15 protein-coding genes are annotated in these 15,773 nt (G+C 34.6%); all 15 read left to right on the forward strand.

Annotated elements, in window-relative coordinates; genetic code table 11:
* The first annotated feature begins 5 nt into the window (after positions 1–5).
* The 15 genes from QM374_RS07670 (at position 6) to QM374_RS07740 (ending at position 15,639) form a co-directional block, all read left to right on the forward strand.
* Positions 6–764, forward strand: a complete 759-nt coding sequence (locus QM374_RS07670) for a ParB/RepB/Spo0J family partition protein (protein ID WP_414274055.1) — start codon at positions 6–8, stop codon at positions 762–764.
* 221 nt (positions 765–985) lie between these two features.
* The gene (dnaA, locus tag QM374_RS07675) at positions 986–2,341 is read left to right on the forward strand and encodes a chromosomal replication initiator protein DnaA (protein WP_414274054.1); all 1,356 of its coding nucleotides are present in this window, start codon (positions 986–988) and stop codon (positions 2,339–2,341) included.
* A gap of 157 nt (positions 2,342–2,498) precedes the next feature.
* On the forward strand, positions 2,499–3,635 hold the full coding sequence (dnaN, locus tag QM374_RS07680) for a DNA polymerase III subunit beta (protein WP_049508360.1): 1,137 nt from the start codon (positions 2,499–2,501) through the stop codon (positions 3,633–3,635).
* 66 nt (positions 3,636–3,701) lie between these two features.
* Positions 3,702–3,896: a DUF951 domain-containing protein gene (locus tag QM374_RS07685; protein ID WP_049503817.1), complete on the forward strand. Its 195-nt coding sequence runs from the start codon at positions 3,702–3,704 to the stop codon at positions 3,894–3,896.
* Between the two features lie 84 nt (positions 3,897–3,980).
* Positions 3,981–5,096, forward strand: coding sequence for a redox-regulated ATPase YchF (ychF, locus tag QM374_RS07690; RefSeq protein WP_414311371.1), 1,116 nt, complete (start codon positions 3,981–3,983; stop codon positions 5,094–5,096).
* Positions 5,097–5,168: 72 nt separating this feature from the next.
* On the forward strand, positions 5,169–5,738 hold the full coding sequence (pth, locus tag QM374_RS07695) for an aminoacyl-tRNA hydrolase (protein WP_414311372.1): 570 nt from the start codon (positions 5,169–5,171) through the stop codon (positions 5,736–5,738).
* A complete protein-coding gene (gene mfd / locus QM374_RS07700; protein ID WP_414311373.1) occupies positions 5,731–9,234 on the forward strand; it encodes a transcription-repair coupling factor in 3,504 nt (1,167 codons plus the stop codon). The genes pth and mfd overlap by 8 nt, the downstream gene beginning before the upstream one ends.
* Before the next feature lie 63 nt (positions 9,235–9,297).
* Positions 9,298–9,564 carry an RNA-binding S4 domain-containing protein gene (locus tag QM374_RS07705; RefSeq protein WP_001234970.1) on the forward strand — a complete coding sequence of 89 codons (267 nt, stop codon included), beginning with the start codon at positions 9,298–9,300 and terminating at the stop codon, positions 9,562–9,564.
* Positions 9,557–9,925, forward strand: coding sequence for a septum formation initiator family protein (locus QM374_RS07710; RefSeq protein WP_000277028.1), 369 nt, complete (start codon positions 9,557–9,559; stop codon positions 9,923–9,925). The genes QM374_RS07705 and QM374_RS07710 overlap by 8 nt, the downstream gene beginning before the upstream one ends.
* A gap of 6 nt (positions 9,926–9,931) precedes the next feature.
* A complete protein-coding gene (locus tag QM374_RS07715) occupies positions 9,932–10,054 on the forward strand; it encodes an SP_0009 family protein (RefSeq protein ID WP_045762396.1) in 123 nt (40 codons plus the stop codon).
* Positions 10,047–11,315: a serine hydrolase gene (locus tag QM374_RS07720; RefSeq protein WP_414311374.1), complete on the forward strand. Its 1,269-nt coding sequence runs from the start codon at positions 10,047–10,049 to the stop codon at positions 11,313–11,315. Before QM374_RS07715 ends, QM374_RS07720 begins: the two co-directional genes overlap by 8 nt.
* Positions 11,312–12,589, forward strand: coding sequence for a tRNA lysidine(34) synthetase TilS (gene tilS / locus QM374_RS07725; RefSeq protein ID WP_371561286.1), 1,278 nt, complete (start codon positions 11,312–11,314; stop codon positions 12,587–12,589). Before QM374_RS07720 ends, tilS begins: the two co-directional genes overlap by 4 nt.
* Positions 12,590–12,593: 4 nt before the next feature.
* The gene (gene hpt / locus QM374_RS07730; RefSeq protein WP_301393796.1) at positions 12,594–13,136 is read left to right on the forward strand and encodes a hypoxanthine phosphoribosyltransferase; all 543 of its coding nucleotides are present in this window, start codon (positions 12,594–12,596) and stop codon (positions 13,134–13,136) included.
* A 16-nt stretch (positions 13,137–13,152) separates the two neighbouring features.
* A complete protein-coding gene (gene ftsH / locus QM374_RS07735; RefSeq protein ID WP_414311375.1) occupies positions 13,153–15,111 on the forward strand; it encodes an ATP-dependent zinc metalloprotease FtsH in 1,959 nt (652 codons plus the stop codon).
* A 312-nt stretch (positions 15,112–15,423) separates the two neighbouring features.
* Positions 15,424–15,639: a hypothetical protein gene (locus QM374_RS07740; RefSeq protein WP_414311376.1), complete on the forward strand. Its 216-nt coding sequence runs from the start codon at positions 15,424–15,426 to the stop codon at positions 15,637–15,639.
* Positions 15,640–15,773: the final 134 nt, after the last annotated feature.

Below are 15,773 nucleotides of genomic sequence, written 5' to 3' on the forward strand. Positions count from 1 at the left end.
GAATTATGGAAGAATTTAAAATTGTTCAAATAAAAGATATTCAAAAAAATCCCTATCAACCTCGGAAGGAATTTTCAGAAGAAAAAATTCAAGAACTGGCACAATCTATTAAGGAAAACGGCTTGATTCAGCCTATTATCGTTAGAAAATCTCCAGTACTTGGATATGAAATTCTAGCTGGAGAAAGACGGTATCGTGCTTCAATAGCTGCTGGACTTTCAGAAGTTCCAGTCATTGTTAAGCAACTTTCTGATCAAGATATGATGCTTCATTCTATCATTGAGAATCTCCAACGAGAAAATTTAAATCCTATCGAGGAAGCTAAAGCATATCAATCCTTAATTGATAAAGGTTTTACCCACACAGAAATTGCTGAAAAAATGGGAAAATCTCGACCTTATATTACAAACCTAGTTAGATTATTAGGGCTACCTAAACATATCCTGATAGAGGTTGAAAGTGGAAAACTTTCCCAAGCTCATGCTAGACTCCTCATTCAATTATCAAGTGATAAACAAGATAAACTCTTGAATCGTATTCAAACTGAAAATCTCTCTGTTCGACAAGTTGAACAAATACTACAAAAAACGAAGAAGAGCAGCAAAAAAGAAAAAGATCACTTTGTCAAAGAGGAAGAGCAAAAATTGAAAAAAATACTCGGATTAGATGTTCAGATTAGCCTTCAAAAAAAAGATAGCGGTAAAATTACTATTTCCTTCCATAACCAAGATGAATACCAACAATTTATTAACAGCCTGAAATAAGGCTGTTATTTTAGTATTCTTAACGAACATAGTTATCCACTGCATTTTAGTTTTTAAAAGCCCAGTATTTCAGAAATTTTCTTAGTTATCCACAAAATGTGGATAACAGTTAAAAACATTGTTAATTGTTTTCCACAAGTTGTGGAAAAATAATCTTATCTATGGTAAAATGATTCTATCAATAAACCTTTTAAATTCTATAGTAAAGGAGGAGAAAATCATTGAAGGAAAAACAATTTTGGAATCGTCTTTTAGAACTTGCACATGATAAATTAACTCAGTCAGTTTATGATTTCTATATTTTAGACGCAAAACTGGTTAAAGTTGAAGAAGATACTGCAACAATTTTCTTACCCCGCGATGAAATGCAGATATTCTGGGAACGAAATATCAATGGAATGCTTTTAGCAGCAGGTTTTGAAATCTATGATACTGAAATAAAAGCTCATTATATCTTCACGAAAGTTGAAGAAGCTAGCTCACAAGTAGCTTTCGAGTCTGAACCTGGCAACGATTATCAACCAATTCCATCCACTATTCCATATTCTGAAACTGGACTCAAGGAAAAGTATACTTTCGATAATTTTGTTCAAGGGGATGGTAATGTTTGGGCTAAGTCTGCTGCTTTAGCTGTTTCTGAAGATCCAGGATTAACTTACAATCCTCTATTTATCTACGGAGGTCCTGGACTTGGAAAAACTCACCTGTTAAATGCCCTTGGAAATGAAATTCTGAAAAAGAGTCCAAATGCGCGTGTAAAATACATACCTGCTGAAAGCTTCATTAATGAATTCCTAGAGCATTTGAGACTCAATGATATGGAAAAATTCAAGAAAACTTATCGTAGTCTAGACCTCCTACTCATTGATGATATTCAATCACTTAGTGGAAAGAAAGTACAAACTCAGGAAGAGTTTTTCAATACATTTAACGCCCTTCACAATAATAATAAACAGATTGTTTTGACGAGCGACCGTAGGCCTGAACATTTAGAGAGTCTACCTGAACGTCTGGTCACGCGCTTCTCTTGGGGATTAACGACAGATATCACACCACCTGATTTTGAAACACGTATTGCTATTTTACAGAGTAAGACTGAACATCTCAACTATCATTTTCAAAATGATACACTCGAATATTTGGCTGGACAATTTGACTCTAACGTGCGAGAACTCGAAGGAGCACTCAACGATATCAGCCTAATGGCCAAAGTCAAAAAGATTAACGATATCACAGTTGACATTGCAGCTGAAGCTATTCGTGCTCGTAAACAAGACGTTAGCAAAATGATTGTAATTCCAATTGATAAAATCCAGACAGAAGTTGGAAACTTCTATGGTGTTAGTGTCAAGGAAATGAAGGGAACTAGGCGTGTTCAAAATATCGTTTTAGCCCGTCAAGTTGCCATGTATCTAGCCAGAGAAATGACTGATAATAGCCTTCCTAAGATTGGAAAAGAGTTTGGTGGTAAAGACCACACAACGGTTATTCACGCTCATGGAAAAATCAAATCCATGCTTGAAACAGATGATAATTTACGTATAGAAATTGAAAATATCAAAAAGAAAATTAAATAACTTGTGGATAACTTTTAAAAAAATCTCTTATTTATCCACATCTTTTAAACAAGGCTCTGTCCTTGAGTTTTCTTGATTACAAGTGTTTTTCCACAGATTTCACACGCTCTATTATTACTATTATCTTTCTAATAATAAAAAGAATAAAGGAGAATCCATGATTCATTTTTCAATTAATAAAAACTTATTTTTACAAGCCTTAAATACAACAAAGAGAGCTATTAGCTCAAAGAATGCAATTCCTATTTTATCGACTGTAAAAATTGATGTTACCAATGAAGGAATTACCTTGATTGGATCAAATGGTCAAATCTCAATCGAAAATTTTATATCGCAAAAAAATGAAAATGCAGGTCTCTTGATTAACTCTTTAGGTTCAGTTCTACTGGAAGCTTCTTTCTTTATCAATGTTGTTTCAAGTCTTCCAGATGTAACACTTGATTTTAAAGAGATTGAACAAAAGCAAATTGTCTTAACTAGTGGAAAATCAGAGATTACTCTTAAAGGAAAAGATAGTGAGCAATATCCACGTATTCAGGAAATTTCTGCAAGCAATCCTTTAGTTCTTGAAACAAAACTTCTTAAAAAGATTATCAATGAAACAGCTTTTGCAGCTAGTACCCAAGAAAGCCGTCCTATTTTGACAGGTGTCCACTTTGTTTTAAGCAACCACAAAGAATTAAAAACAGTTGCGACAGACTCTCACCGTCTCAGTCAGAAGAAATTGACTCTTGAAAAAAATAGCGATGATTTTGATGTTGTCATCCCAAGTCGTTCGCTACGTGAATTTTCAGCTGTTTTTACGGATGATATCGAAACAGTAGAGATTTTCTTCGCCAATAATCAAATTCTCTTTAGAAGTGAAAATATTAGCTTCTACACACGTCTCTTAGAAGGAAATTATCCAGATACCGATCGATTGATTCCAACAGATTTCAATACAACAGTGACTTTTGATGTTGCTAAACTACGCCAGTCTATGGAACGTGCTCGCCTCTTATCAAGTGCGACACAAAATGGTACTGTTAAATTAGAAATCAAAGAAGGAGTTGTAAGTGCTCATGTTCACTCTCCAGAAGTAGGGAAAGTAAACGAAGAAATTGATACTGAAAATGTAAGTGGTGCTGATTTGACAATTAGTTTCAACCCAACTTATTTGATTGAAGCACTAAAAGCTTTGAATAGCGAAAAAGTTACAATCAGCTTTATTTCAGCAGTTCGTCCATTTACTCTGGTTCCAGCTGATACAGATGAAGATTTCATGCAGCTCATCACGCCAGTTCGTACAAATTAATGGAAAGAGGTTGAGCCTAGCTCGCCTCTTTTATGATATAATCGAAAAAGAAAAAGGAGACTAACTATGTATCAAGTTGGAAATTTTGTTGAAATGAAAAAACCACACGCTTGTACAATCAAGTCAACTGGTAAAAAAGCAAATCGCTGGGAAATTACCCGTGTTGGAGCAGACATCAAGATAAAATGTAGTAATTGTGATCATGTGGTCATGATGAGTCGCTATGACTTTGAAAGAAAAATGAGTAAAATCATCGACTAACCCACCATCATAAGAGAGTTAGCAAGTTTTCCCTTTTTGTGTTATAATATTGAAGATTGAAATGTGAACGGAGAATGAGAAACTATGGCTTTAACAGCAGGTATTGTAGGTTTACCAAACGTTGGTAAATCAACCCTATTTAATGCAATTACAAAAGCAGGAGCAGAGGCTGCAAACTATCCTTTTGCGACCATTGATCCAAACGTTGGAATGGTAGAAGTTCCAGATGAACGCCTCAAAAAATTGACGGAAATGATTACTCCTAAAAAGACAGTTCCAACAACATTTGAATTTACAGATATTGCAGGGATTGTAAAAGGAGCATCAAGAGGAGAAGGTCTTGGGAATAAATTCTTGGCTAACATCCGTGAAGTTGATGCGATTGTTCATGTGGTTCGTGCCTTTGATGATGAAAATGTCATGCGTGAGCAAGGTCGTGAAGATGCCTTTGTGGATCCGCTAGCAGATATTGATACCATTAACCTAGAGTTGATTCTTGCTGATTTAGAATCAGTCAATAAACGCTATGCGCGTGTAGAAAAGATGGCGCGTACGCAAAAAGATAAGGAATCAGTTGCAGAATTTAACGTTCTTCAAAAGATTAAACCTGTTCTTGAAGATGGAAAATCAGCTCGTACCATTGAATTTACAGATGAAGAGCAAAAAGTTGTCAAAGGACTCTTTCTCTTGACAACGAAACCTGTTCTTTATGTAGCTAACGTTGATGAGGATGTGGTTGGAGACCCAGAATCTATCGATTATGTGAAACAAATTCGTGAATTTGCAGCAACAGAAAATGCAGAGGTAGTAGTTATTTCCGCGCGTGCTGAAGAAGAAATTTCTGAGTTAGACGATGAAGATAAAAAAGAGTTTCTTGAAGCCATTGGTTTGACAGAATCAGGTGTGGATAAGTTGACTCGAGCTGCTTATCACCTACTAGGACTTGGAACTTACTTTACAGCTGGTGAAAAAGAGGTTCGTGCTTGGACCTTTAAACGTGGCATGAAAGCTCCTCAAGCTGCTGGTATCATCCACTCAGACTTTGAAAAAGGATTTATTCGTGCAGTGACCATGTCTTATGACGATTTGGTAAAATACGGCTCTGAAAAGGCCGTAAAAGAAGCTGGACGTTTGCGTGAAGAAGGAAAAGAATATGTCGTACAAGATGGCGATATTATGGAATTCCGCTTTAATGTTTAATCAATATTTAAAATAAGGTCAATTAGGTTGGAAAAAAATTCCAACCCTTTTGACTTTTGAAAGGAAATATAAATGACAAAATTACTTGTAGGATTGGGAAATCCAGGAGATAAATATTTTGAAACTAAACATAATGTTGGCTTTATGCTGATTGACCAACTAGCAAAAAAACAGAATGTTACCTTTACACACGATAAGATATTCCAAGCTGAGTTAGCCTCATTTTTTCTTAACGGTGAAAAAATTTATCTGGTGAAACCGACGACTTTTATGAATGAAAGTGGAAAAGCTGTTCATGCATTGTTAACCTACTATGGTTTAGATATTGAAGATTTACTAATTATTTACGATGATCTTGACCTGGAAATCGGAAAAATTCGTCTTCGTGCTAAAGGATCAGCTGGTGGTCATAATGGAATTAAGTCGATTATTCAACATATCGGTACACAGGTTTTCAATCGTGTAAAGATTGGCATTGGAAGACCTAAAAAAGGAATGTCAGTAGTTAATCATGTTTTGAGTAAGTTTGATCAGGAAGATTATATCGGTATTTTACAGTCAATTAACAAGGTTGACGATGCTGTAAATTATTATTTACAAGAAAAAAACTTTGAAAAGACGATGCAGAAATATAATGGGTAAGGAAATGGCATTAATCGATTTCTTTTTAGAGAATAAACAAATTCTATCTTGGAATGAGAACTTACCACAGAAACAAAGACAATTATTGCTAGGTCTTTCTGGCTCAGCAAAATCGTTAGCGATTGCTAGTAGTCTGAAGAGTCAGGATAAGGTTTTAGTGATGACTTCCACATATGGAGAGGCTGAGCGTCTGATTAATGATCTAATCTCCATATTAGGTTCGGATCTGGTTTATCCATTTCTAGTAGATGATTCACCAATGGTTGAATTTTTGGTATCATCTCAGGAAAAGATTTTTTCTCGGGTTGAAGCTTTACGTTTTCTAAGAGATGAGTCTCAAAGAGGGATTTTAGTTTGTAACGTCGCAGCTAGTCGAGTATTCTTGCCGAATCCTCAAGTTTTTGATGATAGTATCTTAGAACTTCAAGTGGGGCAAGAATGCGAACAAAGAGAATTAAAAAATCACTTGATTTCTCTTGGTTATAAGAAAGTTACACAAGTTCAAAGTCAGGGAGAATTTAGCCTTCGTGGAGATATTCTAGATATATTTGAAACTTCACAAATATGTCCTTATAGGATTGAATTTTTCGGTGATGAGATTGATGGCATTAGAGAATTTGATACTGAAACTCAATTATCAAAAGATAGTCAAACTCAAGTACTAATCTATCCAGCTAGTGATATTTTGTTAACGAATGAAGATTATCATCGTGGTCAGAAATTTTTAGAACATGAGATTGATAAGGCACTTTCTCCAACTTTAAAGTCTTACCTAGAAGAAGTTTTTAGTTGTACGAAAGAGCAAGTTCTTCATGCAGATATTCGCAAGTTTTTGTCTGTATTTTATAAAAAACAGTGGACCTTGATAGACTATTTGAATCAAGTTCCTGTTATATTTGACGATTTTCAAAAAATCATGAACCAGTACGATGCTTTTGATAAGGAAACAGCTAGCTACTTTACAGAAGATTTACATAATAGTAAATCAGTGTCAAATTTACAATATTTTGCTGATGTAGAAAGTCAGTTTAAAAAATATGTACCAGCGACTTTCTTTTCAAATTTTCAAAAAGGGCTTGGAAATTTGAAATTTAATAATCTGTACCAGTTCAATCAATATCCTATGCAAGAGTTCTTTAATCAGTTTTCTTTTCTGAAAGAAGAAATTGAACGTTACAAAAAATTAAAGTATACGATTGTTCTTCAATCAAGTAGCAAAACTGAACTAAAGAAACTGTCAACGATTCTTGATGAATATAATATTAAAGTTGATAATAGTAATGAAAGTGAAATCTGTAAAGGAACTGTCAATCTTGTTGAAGGAAATCTTCGTCATGGATTTCACTTTGTAGATGAGAATCTTGTATTTATCACTGAATATGAAATTTTTAAAAAGAAGATTAAACGGAAATATCGAAGACAAAATATCAGTAACGCTGAACGATTAAAGGATTATAATGAACTCCAAAAAGGAGACTATGTTGTTCATCAAATCCATGGTATTGGTCAATATTTAGGGATTGAAACGATTGAAATCAAAGGAATTCATCGAGACTACGTAAGTGTCCTATATCAAAATGGTGATCGTATTTCTATTCCTGTAGAACAAATTCAAACCTTATCTAAATATGTTTCAAGTGATGGAAAAGCTCCAAAGTTAAATAAACTAAACGATGGACGTTTTAAAAAAGCGAAGCAAAAAGTAAAGAGTCAAGTTGAAGATATTGCAGATGATTTAATTAAGTTATATGCAGAGAGAAGTCAACTTAAAGGTTTTGAATTTTCAAAAGATGATGAAGAACAAAACGCTTTTGACGAAGCTTTCCCATATGTAGAGACTGAGGACCAACTTCGAAGTATCGAAGAGATTAAGAAAGATATGCAGGCTTCTCAACCGATGGATCGACTTTTAGTTGGAGATGTGGGTTTTGGTAAGACAGAAGTAGCAATGCGAGCTGCGTTTAAGGCTGTCAATGATCATAAACAGGTTGTCGTTTTAGTGCCAACAACCGTTCTTGCTCAGCAACATTACAGTAATTTTAAGGAAAGATTTGAACAATTTGCTGTCAACGTAGATGTTTTGAGTCGTTTCAGAAGTAAAAAAGAACAGACTGAAACACTTGAGAAATTAAAAAAAGGTCAAGTAGACATCTTGATAGGGACCCATAGAGTCTTGTCTAAAGATGTTGAGTTTGCTGATTTGGGGTTGATGATTATTGATGAAGAGCAACGTTTTGGTGTTAAGCATAAGGAAGCTTTGAAGGAATTAAAAAAGAAGGTTGATGTCTTAACCTTGACAGCGACACCAATTCCTCGAACTCTTCATATGTCTATGCTAGGTATCCGAGATTTATCAGTCATCGAAACTCCTCCAACCAATCGATATCCTGTACAAACCTACGTACTTGAACAGAATGATCGTATCATTCGAGATGCTGTATTGAGAGAAATGGATCGTGGTGGTCAAGTTTACTATCTTTACAACAAAGTTGACACGATTGAAAAGAAGGTTTCAGAGTTACAAGAATTGATTCCAGAAGCTTCTATTGGCTTTGTTCATGGACAAATGAGTGAAATTCGTTTGGAGAATACACTACTTGATTTTATAGAAGGACAATATGATATTTTAGTAACTACAACAATCATTGAAACAGGTGTAGACATTCCAAATGCTAATACATTATTTATTGAAAACGCAGATCATATGGGCTTGTCAACCTTGTATCAATTAAGAGGTCGTGTTGGTCGTAGTAATCGAATTGCTTATGCTTATCTCATGTATCGTCCAGATAAAACTTTGACAGAAGTTTCTGAGAAGAGATTAGAAGCTATCAAAGGTTTTACTGAACTGGGTTCTGGTTTTAAAATTGCTATGCGTGATTTATCCATTCGTGGAGCTGGAAATCTTTTAGGAAGCTCTCAGTCTGGTTTTATTGATTCTGTTGGTTTTGAGTTGTACTCTCAGTTGTTAGAAGAAGCAATAGCTAAGAAAAATGGAACTGACAAAAAACGTGAAAAAGGAAATGCTGAGTTAATTCTACAAATTGATGCTTATCTTCCAGATGAGTATATTTCAGATGAACGACATAAAATTGAAATTTACAAGAGAATTCGTCAGATTGACAATCGTGTCAACTATGAAGAATTACAAGATGAGTTGATCGATCGTTTTGGAGAATATCCAGATGTGGTTGCTTATCTTTTAGAAATTGGATTAGCTAAAGCATATCTTGATAAAGTATTTGTTAATCGAGTTGAAAGAAAAAATAATAAACTTATCGTTCAATTTGAAAAAATTTCGCAACAATTATTTTTAACACAAGATTATTTCCAGGCTCTTTCTCAGACAAGTTTGAAGGCTAATATTTCAGAAAATCAAGGTTTAATCGAAGTTGTTTTTGATATTCGTAATAAAAAGGATTATGAGATTTTAGAAGGGCTTTTAACTTTTGGAGAATCATTAGCAAACATAAAAGATTCAAAAGAGTCGAATTAGGTATGACATTTTTCTTCTATAAAATGGATAAAAATGGTACAATAATAATTTGAGGTAATAAAGATGAGATTAGATAAATATTTAAAAGTATCAAGAATTATTAAGCGCCGTACAGTGGCTAAGGAAGTTGCAGATAAGGGACGTATCAAGGTAAATGGTATTCTTGCTAAGAGCTCTACAGATTTAAAAATCAATGACCAAGTTGAAATTCGTTTTGGAAATAAATTGTTGCTCGTAAAAGTGTTAGAAATGAAAGATAGCACTAAAAAAGAAGATGCTGCAGGTATGTATGAAATTATCAGTGAAACAAGGGTAGAAAACGATGTATAAAAAAATAGTCCAAATGAATAATTCCTTTATTCAAAATGAACATCAGCGTCGTAAATACTTGATGGAAGAACGACAAAGACGAAATCGTTTTATGGGTTGGGTGTTGATTTTGATTATGTTGTTGTTCATCTTACCAACCTATAATTTGACTCAAAGTTATCAGCAACTACTCGAACGTCGCCAACAGTTAGCTGATCTGAAAAAACAGTATCAAGAATTGAGCGATGAAAAAGATAAAGAATCAAATCTTGCAACCAAATTAAAGGACGAAACATACGCAGCCAAGTATTTGCGTGCAAAATATTACTATTCAAAATCATGGGAGGAAGTTTATACTATTCCGGACTTACTTCCTAGGTAATGTAAAATGGAAAATTTATTAGATATTGTAGAAAAGTTTTTAAGTCAATCAGATGAAAAATTAGAAGAGTTAGCTCAAAAAAATCATCTGTTACGGCTACAGGAAGAAGAGGAAAAAAAGAATGCGTAAATTTTTAGTGATATTACTACTTCCTATTTTTTTTAAAAGTGTACAAGTAGTAAGCACTGAGAATCCAGTTATCATTCCAAACCAAGAAGTTTATTCCTTAACCCACGCTTCGTATCATTTTTACTATCAAGATGTTATAGAATCTCCAAAATTTTATGGTGAAACGTCTGTTTATTCTACAGAAGATTTGATTAAAGAATCAGGAAAAGTCAATGCAGATACAAAATTATCTGTTTTAGAATGGAGATTAAATAAACAAGGACAGCCTGTCTTTAAATTGTCTAATAATCAGTTTGTGATGGCCGATAAAAGACTTTTATACGATAGTTCAATTGTCAACGATTTTTCTAAACGAGTATGGTTAGAACCAGGATTTGTCGTTTATAATAGTCCTTATGATCAACAAGAATTAAAGTCTACTTTAGCAGCTTATCAAGAGGTTGAAGTAGATATGTCTATTTTTGCTGAAGGTCGTGAATTCTTACATATCAAACAAATTGGTTGGGTTTCGACGGATTACATTTCCAACGATGACAATCGTATCCAGAAAGTACAAGAGTTGTTATCTGCGAATTATCAAAATGAACAGTTTTCTATTTATGTTAAACAATTGAGCACGGGTAAGGAAGCTGGGATTAACGAAGATCAAAAAATGTACTCTGCTAGTGTTATGAAATTGCCTTATCTTTATTATGTTCAAGAAAAAATCAATCAAGGTGATTACCAACTTGACACGAAATTGAAGTACGTTTCTGAAGTAAATGATTTCCCTGGTTCTTATAAACCCGAAGGAAGTGGAAGCCTCCCTAAAACAGCGGACAATAAAGACTACACTCTCAAAGATTTAATTACAAAGACAGCGAAAGAATCTGACAATGTAGCTCATAATATTCTTGCTTATTATATTACGAATAAATCAGATGAAGCCTTTAAAAACGAAATGGCTACTATCGCGGGTGAAGAATGGAACGTAACAGAGAAGTTAGCTTCAGCTAAAATGGCTGGTCAAGTTATGGAATCTATTTATAATCAGAATGGTTTTGTTTTAGAATCTCTATCGCAAACAGCTTTTGATAATCAGAGGATTGCTAAGAATATTTCTGCTAAGGTAGCCCATAAAATTGGAGATGCAGATGAATTTAAACACGATGTAGGAATAGTTTATACAGATTCTCCTTTCATTATTTCAATCTTTACCAAAAATTCTGATTATGATACCATTTCTAAAATTGCTAAGGATGTCTATGAGGTCCTAAAATGAGAGACCAAGATTTTTTAAATCATTTTCTAGAAAAAGGTTATTTTAAAGATCATTCACGAGTTGTACTAGCCTTGTCTGGTGGATTGGATTCGATGTTTCTCTTTCACCTCCTAGTAACCTATCAAGAAGAACTCGGGATTGAATTATTTTTAGCTCATGTAAACCATAAACAACGATTAGAATCGGATAATGAAGAATATGAATTAAGAAAACTAGCTGAACAAGTTGGAGTTCCAATTTACGTAGCTCATTTTACTGGAGATTTTTCAGAAGCAAACGCTCGTCAATTTCGCTATGATTTTTTTAGAGAAGTGATGGGGAGAACTTCCTCTACAGCCCTTGTAACAGCTCATCATGCAGATGATCAGGCTGAAACGATTTTTATGCGATTGATTAGAGGTGTTAGACTACAACACTTATCAGCTATTAGAGAAAGACAAGAGTTTGATAAGGGAGAATTAATTCGTCCTTTGCTGTCTTTTTATAAGAGGGATTTTCCTGAAGTTGAGCATTTTGAAGATAGGACGAATAAAGAAAATCATTATTTTCGCAATCGAGTTCGTAATATTTACTTACCACAACTGGAAAAAGAAAATATTCAGCTAAAGAGAGCGTTTTTAGAGTTTGGAAAAGAAGTATCTGACTATCAAATTGCTCTGACTGAATTATCTCAAACAGTCAATGTGGAAGATTTAACTCAGTTTTTATCTTTTAGTGAAGCAACACAGCGAGTTTTACTACAACAATACCTTAGTTGTTTTGCTGATTTAAATGTAACAAGAGAACAATTTCAAGAAATTCATCATATTTTAAAAACTAAGAGTCAATATCGCCATTGTATAAAAAATGGTTATGAACTTGTAAAAGAATACCAGCACTTTCGAATTTGTAAAATCAGACCAAAGTCTGATGAAAAAAGTAGTGAGTGTGTGTTAAACTATCAAAATCAAGTCCATTATGAAGGTTATTTATTTTCATTTGGAATCCCTCTAAAAGGGGAAAATGTTCAAAAGATGAATGTTTCTCGTGAAACATCGTTGATTTTACGGCATCGACAGCCTGGTGATTATTTGATAAAAAATGGTCATCGTAAAAAACTAAGACGACTTTTTATTGATTTAAAAATTCCTAAAGAAAAACGAGAAAAAGCTATTATCATTGAGCAATTTGGAAAAATTTGTTCAGTTTTAGGAATTGAAATCAGTGATTTGAGTAAAAAAATGAAAAATGATATAATGAACACTGTACTTTATATAGAAAAAATAGATAGGTAAAATCATGTTAGAAAAAGATATCAAGAAAATTTTGATTTCACAAGATGAAATTACAGAAGCAGCTAAAAAATTGGGTGCTCAGTTGACAAAAGATTATGAGGGAAAAAATCCGATTTTAGTTGGAATTCTAAAAGGTTCTATTCCTTTTATGGCAGAATTGGTGAAATATATTGATACACATCTTGAAATGGATTTTATGATGGTCTCTAGCTATCATGGTGGGACTGTAAGTAGTGGTGTCATTAATATTAAACAAGACGTGACTCAAGATATTAAAGGTCGACATGTTGTCTTTGTAGAAGATATCATTGATACTGGTCAAACCTTGAAGAGTTTGAGAGAAATGTTTACTGCAAGAGAAGCAGCTTCTGTTAAGATTGTCACCATGCTTGATAAACCAGAAGGTCGTACAGTAGAAATCGAAGCAGATTATACATGTTTTACAATTCCAAATGAATTTGTTGTAGGCTACGGTTTAGACTATAATGAAAACTATCGTAACCTTCCTTATGTAGGTGTATTGAAAGAGGAAGTTTACTCAAAATAGAAGGGTAAGTGTTTGAATGCAAAAACAAAATAATGGTTTCATAAAAAATCCATTTCTTTATTTGTTGATGATTTTCTTGCTAGTGACAGGATTCCAGTACTTTTTTGCTGGCAGATCCGCTGGTCATAGTCAACAAATTAAGTACTCAGAATTGGTTCAGGAAATCACTAACGACAATGTAAAAGAAATGACCTACCAACCAAGTGGTAGTGTTATTGAAGTGTATGGTGTCTACAAAACTGCTAAGACAGAGAAACAGGAAACGGGAATTCAATTTTTTACACCCTCTGCTACAAAAGTAGAGAAATTTACAAGTATTGTCCTCCCATCAGATACAACTGTAGCGGATTTGCAAAAGCTAGCAAGTGAACATCAAACACAAATTGAAGTGAAACACGAAAGCTCAAGTGGTATGTGGATTAACATCCTGGTTTCAGTAGTACCATTTGCTATCTTATTCTTCTTCCTCTTCTCTATGATGGGAAATATGGGCGGAAATAGCGGACGTAATCCAATGAGCTTTGGACGTAGTAAAGCTAAGGCTGCTAACAAAGAGGATATTAAAGTTCGCTTTTCAGATGTCGCAGGCGCAGAAGAAGAGAAACAAGAACTTGTTGAAGTTGTTGAATTCTTAAAAGATCCAAAACGATTTACAAAATTAGGTGCTCGAATCCCAGCTGGTGTTCTTTTAGAAGGACCTCCGGGAACTGGTAAAACATTACTTGCCAAAGCAGTCGCAGGAGAAGCTGGTGTACCATTCTTTAGTATTTCAGGTTCTGACTTTGTAGAAATGTTCGTCGGTGTCGGTGCGAGCCGTGTACGTTCTCTCTTTGAGGATGCAAAAAAAGCAGCACCAGCTATTATCTTCATTGATGAAATTGATGCCGTTGGTCGACAACGTGGTGTCGGTTTAGGTGGAGGTAATGATGAACGAGAACAAACCTTAAACCAACTCTTGATTGAAATGGATGGTTTTGAAGGAAATGAAGGAATTATTGTCATTGCGGCAACAAACCGTTCAGATGTTCTTGATCCGGCCCTACTTCGTCCAGGCCGTTTTGATAGAAAAGTATTAGTTGGTCGTCCTGATGTTAAGGGTCGCGAAGCAATCTTGAAAGTCCATGCTAGAAATAAACCTTTAGCTGAAGATGTAGATTTGAAATTGGTAGCACAACAAACTCCAGGTTTTGTTGGTGCCGATTTGGAAAATGTATTGAACGAAGCAGCTTTGGTTGCAGCTCGTCGTAATAAATCAGTGATTGATGCTTCTGATATTGATGAAGCTGAAGATCGTGTTATCGCTGGACCATCTAAGAAAGACAAGACAGTTTCACAAAAAGAACGTGAATTGGTTGCCTACCATGAGGCAGGACACACCATTGTCGGTCTAGTATTGTCAAATGCCCGTGTTGTTCATAAAGTTACCATAGTACCACGTGGACGTGCAGGCGGATATATGATTGCACTTCCTAAGGAAGACCAAATGCTTCTATCTAAAGAAGATATGAAAGAACAATTAGCTGGCTTAATGGGTGGACGTGTAGCTGAAGAGATTATCTTTAACGTCCAAACAACTGGAGCATCTAATGACTTCGAACAAGCTACTCAGATGGCACGTGCAATGGTTACAGAGTATGGTATGAGTGAAAAACTTGGTCCAGTACAATATGAAGGAAGTCATGCCATGTTTGGTGCACAAAGCCCTCAAAAATCAATTTCAGAACAAACAGCTTATGAAATTGACGAAGAAGTTCGTTCATTGTTGAATGAAGCACGAAACAAAGCTGCTGAAATTATCCAGTCAAATCGTGAAACTCACAAGCTGATTGCAGAAGCATTATTGAAATACGAAACATTGGATAGTACACAAATTAAATCTCTATACGAAACAGGAAAGATGCCTGAAACAATAGAAGAGGAATCACATGCACTATCTTATGATGAAGTAAAATTAAAAATGAGTGAAGAAAATTAATTATCTTAAATACTATAAACAGAGGAAGCGCAAGTTTTCTCTGTTTTTTTAAAAAAAGTTGAGGGAAATCTAATTTATAGTAGATTGAATCTAGAAGAGTACACCACAACTGCTAAAAATATTTCTAGAAATTAGTTTGACTTTCCTAATTTCTCTGTTCATATCCTATTTCAATCCACTATAAATCAAAGATTTATATATATATTTATATAATAGAAAACAAAATACAAGTTCACCTATGTTAATGCTCTCTTAGAGAAAATGATTCAAATTTTCTGAAAATAAGAGAGTCAAAAGCGTCGCCTAGACCGGATGGCCTATGAAGAAGTAGGGGAGATTAGCCATCGTCTACCAGAAGGAGGATTGTGGCTGGATGATTACTACGCCCTTCATGAATTGTTGAATACTTATAGAAGAAAGTTACCACAAGATAAGCAAGAAGCCTATGAACGCCTCTGGGCAGACGAACGATTTAAAGGCCGCAAAGCCCTTCTCAGAGAGCTGAAGGCAATATTACAAGACTTCTAAAAAAATTTTAAAAAAGGTGTTGACAAAGTAAGAAAAGTCGGTATAATAGTAAGAGTTGAAAATAACAACTCCGGTCCGTTGGTCAAGGGGTTAAGACACCGCCTTTTCACGGCGGTAACACGGGTTCGAATCCC

The organism is Streptococcus infantis (genome assembly GCF_047465525.1).
Taxonomy (GTDB): Bacteria; Bacillota; Bacilli; order Lactobacillales; family Streptococcaceae; genus Streptococcus; species Streptococcus infantis_R.